Here is a 15,560-nt window from a genome sequence, read left to right as displayed (position 1 = left end):
GACCTGTAGGAGCTGCCGAAGGCTGCTCCTACAGGATCGGGGTGGATCAGAATTTCAGGGCGGCGGTTTTGGCCGTCACTTCAACCCCTTGCTGTCCACTCGGGCTGATCAGTTGTACCTGAATCTTCTGGGTAGCCGGGAACGTGTTGAAGACAGTCGCCAGGTCCAGGGTCTTCAGCGCGCCCGGGGCCGAGCAGCTGAATTGGTAACGGGCGTGGATTTCGCTGTGGTCATGTTGATGCTCGTGACCGTCCTTGGCTTCTTCATGCTCATCGTCGGCATCCGGTTTGTCACCGAACAACGGGCTTTCCAGTTCCTGGGTCGCGACCACGCAACCGGCGGCTTTCGGCAGGTTGAACAGTGTCAGTGGTTTTTCCAGTTGGGCACGGACGGCGGCGACTTTGGCCTTGTCGGCATCGGTGGTGGCGGCGTGCTCGAAGCCCACCAGGTTCATTGCCGGGCTTTCCAGTTCCAGCTCCAGGGTCTGGCCGTCCAGCGCCGCATTCAAACGACCGACGCCGTGTTCGTGGGCGCCGAGGCTGCCGTGCTCATGGTCGTGATCATGCTCGACAGCCGCGTGGGCGACAGCCAGCGGCAACAAGGCAAACGGCAAAGCGAGCAGCAGACGGCGCATGGCGGGTCTCCGAAAAGTAAAATGAAGAATTTGTTATGTAATCTTATAACGAAAGCGCCGAGAGTTTGACCGTCTGCTTGGCGTTGTGCAAGACCCATGGGAGCATGCGAGTCAGGTATGTGCTGGAGCAGACTTATGTTGCGAATACGCGGAAGCATCGGCGACTGGCCGGTGGATTTGACCCTGGAACTGGATGAGGGCGACTGGGCGCAGCTCGGTGCGCAGTTGCAGGCTGCCAAACCCGAGGCGAGTGTGACGCCCGCCAAACCGGTGAATCAGGACGAGGCGCTATGGCAGATCGCCAAAGAATTGCTGCGCAAGGCCGGGCAATTGAGCGGGCCGGATTTGCTGGAGCAACTGGAAGGGCTGACCGGCAGCGCAGCGGCGGGCAAGCGCTTGTTGGTGCGCTTGCGCCACTGCGCAGATGTCAAAGTGGTGAGCGGCGGGGATACGCCGCTCTACAGCTGGATCGAGTAAACCGCAAAAAAGAGCTTAATAGAGCGCGGCAAACAGCTTGCGACGGTACGTGGTCACCAACGGGTGATCGTTGCCCAGCAGTTCGAACACTTGCAGCAAGGTCTTGTGTGGCAAGCCTTCGCTGTAGCTGCGATTGCGGATGAACAGTTTCAGCAACGCATCCAGCGCCGCATCGTATTGCTGACGGGCCAGTTGCTGGATCGCCAGTTGATAGACCGCCTCATCGTCCTGCGGGTTTTTCGCCAGGCGTGCTTTCAGGTCTGCCGCATCCGGCAAATCCCTGGCCTGGCCGAGAAACTGGATCTGCGCCTTGGCGCCGGCCAGCGCGGCCTTGTGTTCATCGGTCTTGACTGCGTCGAGTACGGTTTGCGCTTCACTCAGCTCGCCGCGCTCGGTAAGGCAGCGGGCGTAGAGGATCAGTGCCTTGGCATTGGTGTTGTCTTCAGTCAGCAACACTTTGAGCGTGGCTTCGGCGTCGGCGAAACGACCGTCATCGAACAGCGCCTGAGCCTGTTCGAACGGATCGGCGGCGGCTGGCGGCGGCATTTGCACATGAGGCTCGAGCATCGTGCGCACAGCGGATTCCGGTTGCGCACCGGCAAAACCGTCCACCGGCTGACCATCCTTGAACAGCACCACGGTCGGCAGGCTGCGAATGCCGAAACGCGCAACAATGTCCTGCTCGATGTCGCAGTTGACCTTGGCCAGCAGCAACTCACCCTGATAGCTCTCGGCGATGGTTTGCAGCATCGGCATCAAGGCCTTGCACGGCGCACACCATTCGGCCCAGAAATCCACCAGTACCGGTTTGTGGAAAGAGTTCTCGATCACCGACTGGTCGAAATCGGCAGTCGTGGCGTCGAAAATGTACGGCGTTTCCTGACTCATGGGGGATCTCGTAAAAGCGTGGATGAGGCCACTATAAGGCTTGGTGGGGGGCGGCTGAAAGCGGGGGTGATCCAACTCTTGCCCGTGAAGCTTTTTGCTAACCGCGCCGCGCGTGGTAAAGGCTCACATGCCGAAACTCTTCGGGTTCGGCCAGGTCCGGCAAGGTCATCGCCTCCAGCATCTCGATGCGCCGATACAGCGGATGGCGAAAATCCCGCACCCGTGAATCCGCCACCAACGCTTCCCGGCCACGGCTGAGAAACTCGTCGAGTAACGGCAGATTTTCCCGGTCGTACAACACATCGGCCACCAGAATCAGATCAAATCGATCCGCTTCGGCGAAAAAATCCGTCGAGTAGCGCAGTTGCACATCATTAAGTTCGGCATTCGCCCGACACGCGGCAATCGCCAGCGGGTCCAGGTCACAGGCCACCACTTCCAGCGCCCCGGCCTTCACGGCCGCAATCGCAGCCACGCCGGAACCGGCGCCGAAATCCAGCACCCGTTTGCCTTCGACCCAGTGCGGGTGTTCGGCGAGATAGCGGGCCACGGCCAGCCCACTGGCCCAGCAGAAACTCCAGTACGGCGGCTCGTGGAGAATCCGTCGGGTTTCTTCGGGGCTGAAGGCGCGGTCCATGTTGTCGCCGTCGATCAGCCAGAGTTTCAGCTCGGTGCCCGGCAATTCACAGGCTACAAGCTGTGCGTCACCGAGCAGTTCACCCAACGCCTGTTGCAGGTCGAGCGGTGCAATCATGGCGCTTTGACAAATTGCAACTGACCCAGGGCCTGGGTCGTCGGTTGGGTGATGAGTTGCGCCGGCAGATGCAGAATCAACTGCCCGGACTGGCTGGCGCGACCGCGCAGTTCAACGCGAGCGCCAACCGGGAAGGATTCAGGGTTGAAACGCAGGCGAAACGGCAACACCTGATTGGTGCCGATCAGGTTGGCACTGGCGAGCAATTGTTGCGGGCGATCCTTTTCGTCGATCACCAGCAGCGCCAGTTCGACTTCGGCATCGGCCGGCACGCCCATCAGGGTGCCGCTGATTTCACGTTGGTAAGCCGGCAGCGGGCCGAGCTCGGCAGACGCCTTGGCTTTCTTCTGCGCCTGTTGCGGCGCTGGGCCTGGTGTTGGTGGCTGGGGCTTGGGTGCATCGCTGCCACAGGCCACCAGCAGGCTGAAAAGACTGAGCAAAACGAGCGGTCGTAACGACATTGGCGGCTCCAGCAAGGTGAAAACATTATAGCCCGTCTGTATACCGCAAACCCTATGGCTTGTCTTGCCACGGGGATGCGCTACCATGGCCCTCCCATTTTTTGTTGCCTGCCACCATGCACTGTCCCTTCTGCGGTGCCAACGACACCAAGGTCATCGACTCGCGTCTGGTCGCCGAGGGCGAACAGGTGCGCCGCCGGCGTGAATGCCTGGCCTGCGGCGAACGCTTCACGACGTTCGAAACCGCTGAACTGGTGTTGCCGCGCCTGATCAAAACCGACGGCAGTCGCCAGCCGTTCGACGAAGAAAAACTTCGTGCCGGCATGCAGCGAGCGCTGGAGAAGCGCCCGGTGAGTGTCGAGCGCCTGGAATCGTCGCTGGTGCACATCAAACACAAGCTGCGCGCCACTGGCGAGCGCGAGGTCAAATCCCTCGTGGTCGGCGAACTGGTGATGGCCGAGCTGAAAAAGCTTGATGAAGTCGCCTATATCCGCTTCGCTTCGGTGTACCGACGCTTCCAGGACCTCAACGAGTTCCGCGAAGAGATCGATCGCCTCGCCCGTGAACCGGTGAAAGAATGACCACCTCCCCGGAACAAGCCATCCTCGACGCCCATTACATGGCCCGTGCCCTGGAACTGGCGCGCAAAGGTCATTACACGACGCACCCCAACCCGCGGGTTGGCTGCGTAGTGGTGCGCGACGGGCAGATTGTCGGCGAAGGCTGGCATGTACGGGCCGGCGAGCCCCATGCCGAAGTCCACGCCTTGCGTGCCGCCGGCGACAAGGCGCGAGGCGCTACGGCTTACGTGACCCTGGAGCCGTGCAGCCACCACGGCCGTACGCCGCCCTGCGCCGATGCGCTGGTGAATGCCGGTGTGGCGCGCGTCGTTGCGGCGATGCAGGACCCGAACCCGGAAGTTGCCGGTCGCGGTCTGCAACGTCTGGCCCAGGCGGGTATCGCCACCGAGAGTGGCGTGCTGGAAGGTGAGGCGCGCAAGCTCAATGAAGGCTTCCTCAAGCGCATGGAGCACGGCTTGCCGTTCGTGCGGGTCAAGTTGGCCATGAGCCTCGACGGTCGCACAGCGATGGAAAGCGGCGAGAGCCAATGGATTACCGGCCCGGCGGCGCGCTCGGCGGTACAACGGCTGCGCGCGCAGGCCAGCGTGGTGCTGACCGGCGCCGACACGGTGCTGGCGGACAATGCCCGTTTGACCGTGCGTGCCGATGAATTGGGCCTCGATCCCGAACAAACTGCCTTGGCCATGAGCCGTCCGCCACTGCGCGTGCTGATCGACGGTCGCCTGCGGGTGCCGCTGGACGCGCCGTTTTTCAAGGCTGGCCCGGCGTTGGTTGCGACGTGCATGGCGATCGAAGAGCAATACGCCAACGGTCCGGAATGCCTGATCGTGGCGGGCGACGATGGCCAGGTCGACCTGCGCAAGTTGCTGGTTGAACTGGCTGCCCGTGACGTCAACGAGGTGCTGGTCGAAGCCGGTCCGCGTCTGGCCGGGGCGTTTGCTCAGCAAGGGTTGGTGGACGAGTTCCAGATTTTCATTGCCGGCAAGTTTCTCGGCTCCACGGCGCGACCGTTGCTGGACTGGCCGCTGGCGCAGATGAAAGATGCGCCCGAGCTCAAAATTACCGAAATCCGCGCGGTTGGCGATGACTGGCGAGTCATTGCCATACCTGTCCCAACGGTCAGCGTATAATTCCCGGCTGCAGCCCAGAAGGCCCTGTTCTCGAGGAGGACTCCATGTTTACCGGCATCATCGAATCCATCGGCAGTATTCGTGCATTGACCCCAAAAGGCGGAGATGTGCGGGTTTACGTAGAAACCGGCAAGCTCGACCTGAGCGACGTCAAACTGGGCGACAGCATTGCCGTCAACGGCGTGTGCCTGACGGCGGTTGAACTGCCGGGCAATGGCTTTGCGGCGGACGTCAGTCGCGAAACCCTCGACTGCACCGCCATGAATGACCTCAAGAGCGGCAGCCCGGTCAACCTGGAAAAAGCCCTGACCCCGACCACCCGCTTGGGCGGGCATCTGGTCAGCGGTCACGTCGACGGTGTCGGCGAAGTGGTCTCGCGCACCGACAATGCCCGCGCCGTGGAATTTCGCATCCGCGCGCCGAAAGAACTGGCCAAGTACATCGCCCATAAAGGTTCGATCACCGTCGACGGCACCAGCCTGACGGTGAACGCGGTCGATGGCGCCGAATTCCTGCTGACGATCATTCCGCACACCCTGAGCGAAACCATCATGGCTTCTTACAAGCCAGGTCGCCGGGTGAACCTGGAAGTGGACTTGCTGGCACGTTACCTGGAGCGCCTGCTGCTGGGCGACAAGGCTGCTGAGCCTGGCTCTCCACAAAAGTCTGGCGGCACTATTACTGAAAGCTTTCTGGCCCAAAACGGCTATCTCAAATCCTGACTCAAGGGGGTGCCTTGTGGCGCTCAATAGCATCGAAGAACTGGTCGAAGACATCCGCCAAGGCAAGATGGTCATCCTCATGGATGACGAAGACCGCGAGAACGAAGGCGACCTGATCATGGCCGCCGAGTGCTGCAAGGCTGAACACATCAACTTCATGGCCAAGCACGCCCGTGGCCTGATCTGCATGCCGATGAGCCGCGAGCGCTGCGAACTGCTCAAGCTGCCATTGATGGCGCCACGCAACGGTTCCGGCTTCGGCACCAAGTTCACCGTGTCCATCGAAGCCGCCGAAGGCGTGACCACCGGTATCTCCGCGGCCGACCGTGCGCGTACCGTACAAGCCGCTGCCGCCAAAGACGCCAAGGCTGAAGACATCGTCAGCCCCGGCCACATCTTCCCGCTGATGGCCCAGGCCGGCGGCACCCTGGCCCGCGCCGGCCATACCGAAGCGGCCTGCGACCTGGCGCGCATGGCCGGTTTCGAGCCGAGCGGTGTGATCTGCGAAGTGATGAACGACGACGGCACCATGTCCCGTCGCGCCGAACTCGAGGCGTTTGCCGCCGAGCACAACATCAAGATCGGCACCATTGCCGACCTGATCCACTACCGGATGATCCACGAACGTACCGTTCAGCGGATTGCCGAGCAGCCATTGGACAGCGAACTGGGCCAGTTCAACCTGGTGACCTATCGTGATTCGGTGGAAGGCGACGTGCACATGGCCCTGACCCTGGGCAACGTGTGCGCCGAAGAACCGACCCTGGTTCGGGTGCACAACATGGACCCGCTGCGTGACCTGCTGATGGTCAAGCAACCGGGCCGCTGGAGCCTGCGCGCCGCCATGGCCGCGGTTGCCGAGGCTGGCAGCGGTGTGGTGCTGTTGCTCGGTCACCCGCTCGATGGCGACGTCTTGCTGGCGCACATCCGCGAAACCGCCGATCACAGCGCAGTGAAAAAGCCGACCACCTACAGCATCGTTGGTGCCGGTTCGCAGATCCTTCGGGACCTGGGCGTGCGTAAAATGCGCCTGATGTCTGCGCCGATGAAATTTAATGCGATATCCGGTTTCGATCTGGAAGTTGTAGAATACGTGCCCTCCGAATAATGACCGGTTGTTTCCTGTCCTTGATTCGCGGCTAACACATCACTGAGGGACGCGTAGAAAACGCGTCCCGGCTCTTTAAGAGATCTAACGAATGACCCTGAAGACCATCGAAGGTACCTTCATCGCCCCTAAAGGCCGCTACGCTCTGGTAGTGGGCCGTTTCAACAGCTTCGTGGTTGAAAGCCTGGTCAGCGGTGCAGTTGATGCCCTGGTTCGCCATGGCGTGAGCGAAAGCGACATCACCATCATCCGTGCGCCTGGCGCCTTCGAAATCCCGCTGGTTGCGCAGAAAGTCGCTCAGAAGGGCGAGTTCGCGGCAATCATCGCCCTGGGCGCGGTCATTCGTGGCGGTACTCCGCACTTCGAATACGTGGCTGGCGAATGCACCAAGGGCCTGGCCCAGGTGTCCATGGAGTTCGGCGTACCGGTCGCTTTCGGCGTACTGACCGTTGATTCCATCGAACAAGCCATCGAACGTTCCGGCACCAAGGCCGGTAACAAAGGTGCTGAAGCTGCCCTGTCCGCTCTGGAAATGGTCAGCCTGCTGGCGCAGTTGGAGGCCAAGTGATTAGCGACGATAGCGATCGTTTCAACCCGCGCGATCCAAAGCCTGCGGATGCCGGCAAGCCATCGAAAAGCGCCAAGCGTCGCGAAGCCCGTCAGCTCGCGACCCAGGCGCTGTACCAATGGCATATGGCCAAGCAGTCGCTGAACGAGATCGAAGCGCAGTTCCGGGTCGATAACGATTTTACCGATGTCGATGGCGCGTACTTCCGCGAAATCCTGCACGGGGTTCCGCAGTTCAAGACCGAGATCGACACCGCGCTCAAGCCTTGCCTGGACTTGACCATCGAAGAACTGGACCCGGTTGAACTGGCGGTTCTGCGCCTGTCCACCTGGGAACTGCTCAAGCGTGTCGACGTGCCATACCGTGTTGTGATCAACGAAGGTATCGAACTGGCCAAGGTCTTCGGCTCCACCGACGGCCACAAGTTCGTCAACGGTGTGCTCGACAAGCTGGCTCCGCGTCTGCGTGAAGCTGAAGTGAAGGCGTTCAAGCGCTGATTGGCGCTTGCAATCGCTATGGGTGAGTTTGAGCTGATCCGCAACTTCTTCGCCGCCGCGCCTTGTGCGCAAGGCGGCGAAGGTGTTGCCCTCGGGATCGGCGACGACTGCGCCTTGCTGGCTGTTCCTCCCGGGGAGCAGTTGGCGATTTCCACCGATACGCTGGTGGCCGGTGTGCATTTCGCCGACCCCTGCGACCCGTTTCTGCTCGGCCAGCGCGCGCTGGCAGTGGCCGTCAGTGACCTGGCCGCCATGGGCGCCACCCCCGTTGCCTTTACCCTTGCCCTGACTTTGCCAGCCGGGACTTCCGATTGGCTGGAAGCGTTCGCACGTGGTTTGAACCTCATGGCGCAGAATTGCCGTGTGGCACTGGTGGGCGGTGATACCACGCGCGGGCCGTTGAGCCTGACCATGACCGTGTTCGGCCGGGTGCCGACCGGTCTGGCGCTGACCCGCAGCGGCGCACAGCCGGGCGATTTACTCTGTGTGGGCGGTGATCTGGGTAACGGCGCGGGCGCATTGCCGCTGGTGCTCGGCCAGCGGACTGCCGAAGCGGCCATCGCCGATCCATTGCTGGCCCATTACTGGTCGCCGCAACCGCAACTGGCGTTGGGCCAGGCCTTGCGTGGCAAGGCCACCGCCGCGCTGGACATCTCCGACGGCCTGCTCGCCGACTGCGGGCATATTGCCCTGGCGTCGAAAGTCGGGATTCGGGTTGAGCGCAGCAGGCTGCCGTTGTCGAAGGCGCTGCTGGCTTTCCTCGGTCAATCCGGCGCTGAGCAGGCTGCCCTGAGTGGCGGTGACGATTACGTGCTGGCCTTCACCTTGCCGCCTGCCGAGTTGCCATCGTTACTGGCGGACGGCTGGCCGATCCATGTGCTCGGGCAGGTGGTTGCAGGGCAGGGCGTGATTCTGCTGGACACCGACGGACACGACATCACCCCGCCAATTCGGGGTTATCAACATTTTCGGGAGACACCGTGACAGATCATCCCAAACAGGTCCCGTCGGAGTTCGTACCGCCGTCGGTCTGGCGCAATCCATGGCATTTCCTGGCGTTCGGCTTCGGCTCGGGCACCCTGCCAAAGGCGCCGGGCACTTGGGGTTCGTTGGTGGCGTTACCCTTTATTCCGTTGTGGCAGATGCTGCCCGACTGGGGCTACTGGCTGATGCTCGGCATCACCATGCTGTTCGGCTTCTGGCTGTGCGGCAAGGTCGCCGACGATTTGCGCGTGCACGACCATGAAGGCATCGTCTGGGACGAAATGGTCGGGATGTGGATCACCCTGTGGCTGGTGCCGCAAGGTTGGTATTGGTTGCTGGCGGGGTTCCTGATGTTCCGCTTCTTCGACATCCTCAAACCGTGGCCGATTCGCTGGATCGACCGGCATGTGCACGGTGGCGTCGGGATCATGCTCGACGACGTGTTGGCCGGGGTGTTTGCGTGGTTGGCGATGCAAGGGCTGGTTTGGCTTTTCGCCTGAAGGCAGCAGTCGAGGACGAAAGATGGCTCGCTGGTTGATGATGATGGTTTTCGCGACGTTTTGCTCGCTCGCCCAGGCGGGGGATGAACCGACGACGCCGTCCGTGATTCACCTGGCCAGTGAAGCGTGGGAAGAGTTTACCGCCGCCGATGGCCAGGGTTTGGGCTGGGACGTGTTGCGCGAAGTGTTCGAGCCGGCGGGTGTAAAACTGGATATTCGAATCGAACCGTATACCCGCGCCACGGGCCTTGCACAGCGTGGCGAAGTGGACGCGTGTGTTGGTGCTTATCGGGATGAAGTCAGTGACGTGCTCTATCCGCGCTGGAGTTTCGATACCGATCCGATCTATGCACTGGGCCTGGCCACCCATCCGGCACCGACCCCGGAAGATCTGGGCAATTACCGTTTGGCCTGGGTACGCGGCTACAAGTACCAGGCTTACCTGCCCAACGTGCAGCGCTATAACGAAGTCGCGCGGCGTACCGGGATTCTGCCGATGCTGATCCACAACCACGTCGACTATTACATTGACGCGCTGGACGAGGTTAACTCTATCGTCAGCCGAGCCAAGGATCCGTCGCAGTTTCGCCGCACGCACATCGCGGATTTGCCGCTGTACCTGTGCTTCGCCGATACCCCTCGGGCCCGGCAATTGATGGCATTGTTCGATCAGCGCATGGAAGTATTGGTAAAAAACGGCCGGTTGAAACCGATTTTCGAACGCTGGAAGCAGCCTTATCCGTTTAAGGCGCCCTGAACGCACGATCCATTGTGGGAGGGCAGGCGGGCTCGATATCAAACTTTTTGATCGTTATGGCCGATAATTCAGCCTAAGCGTCTGTAGGAACGTGCTGTTACAATGCCGCCTCTGCGAATCTTCAGTACTTATAGATCAGGAGCACACCGGTGCCTGTCGTTTTTGTCGCCGCTTCCAAGCTGCCAACGCCTTTTGCGCAATTCACCATGCACGGCTTTCTCGATGAAGAAAACGGGCGCGAGCACGTGGTGCTGAGCCTGGGTGAGATCGCCGACGGTGCTCCGGTACTCGGCCGGTTGCACTCCGAATGCCTGACCGGCGATGCCTTGTTCAGCCAGCGTTGCGACTGCGGTTCGCAACTCGAGGCGGCGTTGCAGGCGATCGCCCGTGAAGGCCGTGGCGTGTTGCTCTACTTGCGTCAGGAAGGTCGCGGCATTGGCCTGCTGAACAAGATCCGCGCCTATGAATTGCAGGATGGTGGTGCCGACACCGTTGAAGCCAACGAACGTCTGGGCTTCGCCGCCGACCAGCGCGACTACGCCATGTGCCTGCCGATGCTGGAGCATCTGGGCGTGAAATCCCTGCGACTGATGACCAATAACCCACGCAAGGTCAAAGCCTTGACCGACATGGGCATCGTGGTGGCCGAGCGCGTGCCGTTGCACACCGGGCACAACCCGCATAACAAACTCTACCTGGCGACCAAGGCCAGCAAGCTCGACCACATGATGGGCAACGAGCACCAGGGCGAGGCTGACCGGGCGTGACCCGCGGTCAGGTACGGCGGCGACTGTCCGTCAGCTGGTGGCAATATCTGGCGTTGGCCTTGCTGCCGTTGTTCGTTATTAACGGCGTATTCGGTCAAAGCGAGGCGATTCTGCCGGTGCTGGCCATGCCGTTTTTCATTGCCGGTGTGGCGTCGATGTTTGTCAGCCTGAAGTTCTTTGGCGGCTACAAACATGCGCTGATCGCCACCCAAAAAGCCCTCGATACCCCTGAAGAACCCGCCGCCTGGATCGCCCTGGCCGCGAAACGCCGCACTGCGTTTCTGGTCGCTGGCCTGCCCGCCTGGATCGGCGCACTGGCAGTCTTCGTTGGTCTGGAAGCCGTGCCGCTGATGCTGTTGGCGTTGTCGACGGCGGTGCTGTTCTACCTCTACCGTATCCCGCGTCAACTCGGCTGATGCGCTGCGTCTGGCTGGCAGTCCTGTTGCTGGCCATCGGTGGTCCGGCAGCTGCGGCCGAGCGGGTTGTCAGCCTGGCACCGTCGCTTTCTGAAATCGTCGTTGAGCTGAACTCGGCTGACTTGCTGGTCGGTGTGCTGGATGCCGGTGAGCGTCCGGCCGAGCTCAAAGACATTCCTTCGGTGGGCCGCTACGGTCAGTTGGACATGGAGCGATTGCTCAGCCTCAAACCCGATTTACTGCTGCTCTGGCCGGGCAGTGTGGGGCCGGCTCAGCGTGAACAGCTCAAACGGCTGAACATTCCCACCTATGTCGCCGAGCCGCATAACCTCGAACAACTCACCGTGCAGATCGAAGCGATAGCCACGCAACTCGGGCGAGCAGAGCGGGGCGTTGCATTGGCCAAAAAACTGCGTCAGCGACTCGACTCCCTGCGCCAGCGCTATCGAAGGGATGAGCCGCTGCGGGTGTTTTATCAAGTCTGGGATCGGCCGCTGTACACCGTGGGCGGCGGGCAGATCATCAGCGATGCGCTACAGGTTTGCGGAGCACGCAACGTATTTGCCGACCTGCCGCAGCCTGCACCGCAGGTCAGTGTGGAGGCGGTGTTGCAGCGCAATCCCCAGGTGATTCTGGCCAGCGATCAGGCGCAGCTCGATGCGTGGAAGGCCTGGCCCCAGGTGACAGCAGTGATGCAGGGGCAATTGCTGTTGGTGACGGATAAAGGCCTGGAACGGCCGAGTGGGCAGATGATCGAAGCGACGGCCAAGTTATGCCAGTTGATCGCGCCTGACCTCTAACCTGTGGCGAGGGAGTTTCATCGGCGATCCGTTGGCACTTTAAAGCGAACATATTCTTGAAGGTTGCAAAAAACCAATGTGGGAGCGGGCTTGCCCGCTCCCACAGGGTTTTGCATATGTTTGAGGATTAGACGTTCAGCAATTGCAGGCGCTGACGCACCGCCTCTTCGATCCCGGCTTCATCCAGCCCGCATTCGGCGAGCATTTGTGCAGGCTTGGCGTGCTCCACATAAACGTCCGGCAAGCCCAGGTGCAGCACCGACTTGAGGATGTTTTCCCGGGCGAGGAATTCGCTGACCGCGCCACCGGCGCCGCCCATGATCGCGTTCTCTTCGATGGTCACCAGCAGCTCGTGACTGCCGGCGATTTCGCGAACCAGTGCTTCGTCGAGCGGTTTGACGAAACGCATGTCGACGACCGTCGCATCCAGCTTCTCGGCGACTTTCAGTGCCTCGGCCAGTTGCACGCCGAACACCAGCAGGGCGACTTTGCTGCCCTGACGGCGAACCACGCCCTTGCCGATTTCAATCGGTTCGAGGTCTTTCGCGATCGGTGCATTCGGGCCGGTACCACGCGGGTAACGCACTGCCGCCGGGCCGTTGTACAGGTGGCCGGTGCTGAGCATTTTGCGCAGTTCGTTTTCGTCGCTCGGGGTCATCACCAGCATGCCGGGGATGCAACGCAGGAACGACAGGTCGAAGCTGCCTGCGTGCGTCGGGCCGTCTTCGCCCACCAGGCCGGCGCGGTCGATGGCGAACAGTACGTCGAGGTTTTGTACCGCGACGTCATGAATCAGCTGGTCGTAACCGCGTTGCAGGAAGGTCGAATAGATCGCCACCACCGGTTTGGCGCCTTCACAGGCCATGCCGGCTGCCAGGGTCACGGCGTGTTGCTCGGCAATCGCCACGTCGAAATAGCGCGTCGGGAAGCGTTCACTGAAGGCCACCAGGTCGGAGCCTTCCTTCATCGCCGGGGTGATCCCGACCAGGCGCGGATCGGCCGCCGCCATGTCGCACAGCCACTCACCGAACACACCGGAATACTTCGGCCCGCTGGCTTTTTTCGGCGCGGCGGCCGGAGCGTCCAGTGGTTCGAGTTTGGTGATGGCGTGGTAACCGATCGGGTCGACTTCCGCCGGGGCGAAGCCTTTGCCTTTTTTGGTGACCACGTGCAGGAATTGCGGGCCTTTCAGATCGCGCATGTTGCGCAGGGTGGCGATCAGGGTCGGCAGGTCGTGGCCATCGATCGGGCCGATGTAGTTCCAGCCCAGCTCTTCGAACAGCGTGCCAGGGACCAGCATGCCTTTGGCGTATTCTTCGGTGCGACGGGCGATTTCCCAGGCGCCGGGCAGGCGCGACAGGACCTTTTTGCTGCCTTCGCGCATGCTCGCGTAAGTGCGGCTGGAAAGGATTTTCGCCAGATAGTTAGACAGCCCGCCGACGTTGCGCGAGATCGACATGTCGTTGTCGTTGAGGATCACCAGCATGTTGGCGTTCACTTCCGGCGCGTGGTTCAGCGCCTCGAAGGCCATGCCGGCGGTCAGTGCGCCGTCGCCGATCACCGCGATCGCCTTGCGATCACTGTGTTGCAGGCGGGCGGCAATCGCCATGCCCAGCGCTGCGCTGATCGAGGTGCTGGAGTGGCCGACCCCAAAGGTGTCGTACTCGCTCTCGGAACGACGCGGGAAGGCGGCGATGCCATCCTTCTGGCGCAGGGTGCTCATGCGCGCGCGACGGCCGGTGAGGATTTTGTGCGGATAGGCCTGATGACCCACGTCCCACACCAGCCGGTCGTCCGGGGTGTCGAAAACGTAGTGCAACGCGATGGTCAGCTCGATCACGCCCAGGCCGGCACCGAAATGCCCACCGGTCTGGCCGACCGTGTAGAGCAATTCCAGGCGCAACTCATCAGCCAGGGTTTCCAGCTCGGCTTCGCCTAACCGGCGCAGGCCGTCCGGCGTGTTGGCACGGTCGAGCAGGGGCGTGGTCGGGCGCTTACGGGGAATCTCATGAAACGTCGTGGGCATCAGGCGAATCGTTATAGGTATAAAAGATGCGGCAGTTTACCTGATGCATCGCCCCCTGCCCACGCGTTGGTCTTTTTTGGCGGATACGCCGTCAGTTGCGGCGGTCAACGATGTATCGGGCCAGATCGCGCAAGGGCTCGGCTGCCGCGTCAAACGGTCGCAGCGCGTGCAGGGCCTGGTCGCGCAGTTCCAGGGCGTAGGCCTTGGCCGCGTCGAGACCAAGCAGGGCCGGGTAGGTCGGCTTGTCCCGGGCAATATCGGCGCCCTGGCGTTTGCCCAGGGTGGCGGTGTCACTTTCGACGTCGAGAATGTCGTCCTGGACCTGAAATGCCAGGCCGATGGCCTGTGCATAACTTTGCAGCGACTTCAGTTCGTCCTTTTCGGCACGGCCACTGGCCAGGGCACCGAGTTTGACGCTGACTTCGATCAACGCGCCGGTCTTGTGCCGATGCATGTATTCAAGAGCATTCTGATCGAGCTTCAGACCCACCGAGCCAAGATCGATGGCTTGCCCGCCGACCATGCCCGCCGGGCCTGCCGCCAGCGCCAGGGCGCTGACCATCTGCAGCCGGGTTTCGGCATCCGACGAGCTCAGGCGTGGGTCGAGCAGGGCGCTGAAGGCCAGGCTCTGCAAACCGTCGCCGGCGAGAATCGCGCAGGCTTCGTCGAATTTCTTATGGGTGGTCGGCTGGCCGCGACGCAGGTCGTCATCGTCCATGGCCGGCAAATCGTCGTGCACCAGCGAATAGGCATGGATCAGCTCAACCGCGCAGGCTGCGCCGTTGGCTTGCTCGGCCTTGCCGCCCAGCGCTTCACACGCGGCGTAGGCCAGCAGCGGACGTACGCGCTTGCCGCCATTCATCACGCTGTAGCGCATGGCTTCATAGAGGCGGGCGAGCTCAGGGCTCGGCGGGTTGAACAGGGTTTCCAGTGCTGCATTGACGCGGGCCTGGCTGGCTGCCGAATACGCTGCAATCATTCTGGCTGATCCGCGTCGAAGGGTTCCTCGGCCAACTCGCCATCACGCTCGAGCAGCACTTGAACCTTCTGCTCGGCCTGGGCCAGCGCCGCCTGGCAATCACGGGTCAGCCCGATGCCCTGCTCGAAAGCGGTCAGCGAGTCTTCCAGCGATAATTCGCCGTTCTCCAGACGCTCCACCAGCGTTTGCAGGTCGGCGAGGGATTGTTCGAAATCCAGTGCAGCTTTTTTGCGGGCCATGGCGGCTATTTCCGGTTGACGTTAAACCGGCGCGACACTAGCAGACATGGGGGGTATGGGCAAATGAGCTGGGCCATTTGGAGCAGCAGTTCCGGGGTGACAACACACCTTGGGGCGAGGGAGCTTGCTCCCGTTCGGCTGCGCAGCAGTCGCGAGCCTCTGGACGCGGTAGGCCTGAATAAACGCGATGTATGGTTTTGGGGCCGCTACGCTACCCAGCGGGAGCAAGCTCCCTCGCCACAGATGTATGTCGTCTATATAGGTTGTGTGGA

20 protein-coding genes are annotated in these 15,560 nt (G+C 61.7%); 13 read left to right on the top strand and 7 right to left on the bottom strand.

The genetic code is table 11. From position 1 onward, the window contains the following. Positions 1 to 46: 46 nt before the first annotated feature. The gene (locus AC1D2Q_RS22380; RefSeq protein ID WP_477814582.1) at positions 47 to 634 is read right to left on the bottom strand and encodes a DUF2796 domain-containing protein; all 588 of its coding nucleotides are present in this window, start codon (positions 632 to 634) and stop codon (positions 47 to 49) included. Positions 635 to 769: 135 nt separating this feature from the next. Between AC1D2Q_RS22380 and AC1D2Q_RS22375 the strand changes: the two genes are divergently transcribed. Further along, entirely contained in the window at positions 770 to 1,111 is a 342-nt protein-coding gene (locus tag AC1D2Q_RS22375; protein WP_477814581.1) for a hypothetical protein, read from the top strand. Positions 1,112 to 1,126: 15 nt separating this feature from the next. Here the strand turns inward: AC1D2Q_RS22375 and trxA are convergent, their stop codons facing one another. From trxA to AC1D2Q_RS22360, 3 genes are all read right to left on the bottom strand, one after another. Continuing rightward, a complete protein-coding gene (gene trxA, locus AC1D2Q_RS22370) occupies positions 1,127 to 1,999 on the bottom strand; it encodes a thioredoxin (RefSeq protein ID WP_230173056.1) in 873 nt (290 codons plus the stop codon). Between the two features lie 97 nt (positions 2,000 to 2,096). Further along, entirely contained in the window at positions 2,097 to 2,753 is a 657-nt protein-coding gene (locus tag AC1D2Q_RS22365; protein WP_477814580.1) for a class I SAM-dependent methyltransferase, read from the bottom strand. Continuing rightward, positions 2,750 to 3,214 carry a YbaY family lipoprotein gene (locus AC1D2Q_RS22360; protein ID WP_018925687.1) on the bottom strand — a complete coding sequence of 155 codons (465 nt, stop codon included), beginning with the start codon at positions 3,212 to 3,214 and terminating at the stop codon, positions 2,750 to 2,752. The genes AC1D2Q_RS22365 and AC1D2Q_RS22360 overlap by 4 nt, the downstream gene beginning before the upstream one ends. A gap of 116 nt (positions 3,215 to 3,330) precedes the next feature. On the opposite strand from AC1D2Q_RS22360, the gene nrdR reads away from it, so the two are divergent. From nrdR to AC1D2Q_RS22300, 12 genes are all read left to right on the top strand, one after another. Then, positions 3,331 to 3,795, top strand: coding sequence for a transcriptional regulator NrdR (nrdR, locus tag AC1D2Q_RS22355; RefSeq protein WP_007906838.1), 465 nt, complete (start codon positions 3,331 to 3,333; stop codon positions 3,793 to 3,795). Then, positions 3,792 to 4,925: a bifunctional diaminohydroxyphosphoribosylaminopyrimidine deaminase/5-amino-6-(5-phosphoribosylamino)uracil reductase RibD gene (gene ribD / locus AC1D2Q_RS22350; RefSeq protein WP_018925688.1), complete on the top strand. Its 1,134-nt coding sequence runs from the start codon at positions 3,792 to 3,794 to the stop codon at positions 4,923 to 4,925. Before nrdR ends, ribD begins: the two co-directional genes overlap by 4 nt. Positions 4,926 to 4,969: 44 nt before the next feature. After that, positions 4,970 to 5,647, top strand: coding sequence for a riboflavin synthase (locus AC1D2Q_RS22345; RefSeq protein WP_477814579.1), 678 nt, complete (start codon positions 4,970 to 4,972; stop codon positions 5,645 to 5,647). 16 nt (positions 5,648 to 5,663) lie between these two features. Next, a complete protein-coding gene (gene ribBA, locus AC1D2Q_RS22340) occupies positions 5,664 to 6,755 on the top strand; it encodes a bifunctional 3,4-dihydroxy-2-butanone-4-phosphate synthase/GTP cyclohydrolase II (RefSeq protein WP_018925690.1) in 1,092 nt (363 codons plus the stop codon). A gap of 91 nt (positions 6,756 to 6,846) precedes the next feature. Next, positions 6,847 to 7,323 (top strand): 6,7-dimethyl-8-ribityllumazine synthase, encoded by a 477-nt coding sequence (gene ribH, locus AC1D2Q_RS22335; protein WP_003228649.1) that lies wholly within the window; start codon positions 6,847 to 6,849, stop codon positions 7,321 to 7,323. Beyond that, positions 7,320 to 7,820, top strand: a complete 501-nt coding sequence (gene nusB / locus AC1D2Q_RS22330; protein WP_007933632.1) for a transcription antitermination factor NusB — start codon at positions 7,320 to 7,322, stop codon at positions 7,818 to 7,820. The genes ribH and nusB overlap by 4 nt, the downstream gene beginning before the upstream one ends. An 18-nt stretch (positions 7,821 to 7,838) precedes the next feature. After that, complete coding sequence (thiL, locus tag AC1D2Q_RS22325; RefSeq protein ID WP_477814578.1) at positions 7,839 to 8,804, top strand: thiamine-phosphate kinase; 966 nt, start codon at positions 7,839 to 7,841, stop codon at positions 8,802 to 8,804. Further along, complete coding sequence (locus AC1D2Q_RS22320) at positions 8,801 to 9,304, top strand: phosphatidylglycerophosphatase A family protein (protein WP_018925692.1); 504 nt, start codon at positions 8,801 to 8,803, stop codon at positions 9,302 to 9,304. The genes thiL and AC1D2Q_RS22320 overlap by 4 nt, the downstream gene beginning before the upstream one ends. 22 nt (positions 9,305 to 9,326) lie before the next feature. Next, positions 9,327 to 10,061 (top strand): substrate-binding periplasmic protein, encoded by a 735-nt coding sequence (locus tag AC1D2Q_RS22315; protein WP_477814577.1) that lies wholly within the window; start codon positions 9,327 to 9,329, stop codon positions 10,059 to 10,061. Between the two features lie 149 nt (positions 10,062 to 10,210). Continuing rightward, positions 10,211 to 10,828, top strand: a complete 618-nt coding sequence (gene ribA, locus AC1D2Q_RS22310; protein ID WP_018925694.1) for a GTP cyclohydrolase II — start codon at positions 10,211 to 10,213, stop codon at positions 10,826 to 10,828. Then, positions 10,825 to 11,244, top strand: a complete 420-nt coding sequence (locus tag AC1D2Q_RS22305; RefSeq protein ID WP_305410266.1) for an MFS transporter — start codon at positions 10,825 to 10,827, stop codon at positions 11,242 to 11,244. The genes ribA and AC1D2Q_RS22305 overlap by 4 nt, the downstream gene beginning before the upstream one ends. Then, positions 11,244 to 12,044 carry a cobalamin-binding protein gene (locus AC1D2Q_RS22300; RefSeq protein WP_477814576.1) on the top strand — a complete coding sequence of 267 codons (801 nt, stop codon included), beginning with the start codon at positions 11,244 to 11,246 and terminating at the stop codon, positions 12,042 to 12,044. Before AC1D2Q_RS22305 ends, AC1D2Q_RS22300 begins: the two co-directional genes overlap by 1 nt. A 127-nt stretch (positions 12,045 to 12,171) precedes the next feature. Here AC1D2Q_RS22300 and dxs read toward each other — a convergent pair whose 3' ends face one another. The 3 genes from dxs to AC1D2Q_RS22285 form a co-directional block, all read right to left on the bottom strand. Next, positions 12,172 to 14,070, bottom strand: coding sequence for a 1-deoxy-D-xylulose-5-phosphate synthase (gene dxs / locus AC1D2Q_RS22295; RefSeq protein ID WP_477814575.1), 1,899 nt, complete (start codon positions 14,068 to 14,070; stop codon positions 12,172 to 12,174). 91 nt (positions 14,071 to 14,161) lie between these two features. Next, a complete protein-coding gene (gene ispA / locus AC1D2Q_RS22290) occupies positions 14,162 to 15,049 on the bottom strand; it encodes a (2E,6E)-farnesyl diphosphate synthase (protein WP_305410264.1) in 888 nt (295 codons plus the stop codon). Further along, positions 15,046 to 15,288 (bottom strand): exodeoxyribonuclease VII small subunit, encoded by a 243-nt coding sequence (locus tag AC1D2Q_RS22285; RefSeq protein WP_007894317.1) that lies wholly within the window; start codon positions 15,286 to 15,288, stop codon positions 15,046 to 15,048. Before AC1D2Q_RS22285 ends, ispA begins: the two co-directional genes overlap by 4 nt. Between the last annotated feature and the right edge of the window lie 272 nt (positions 15,289 to 15,560).

It is taken from the genome of Pseudomonas sp. P1_A1, from assembly GCF_056406935.1.
Note: the sequence above shows the minus strand (reverse complement) of the source record. Positions and strands in the feature narration are given on the sequence as shown.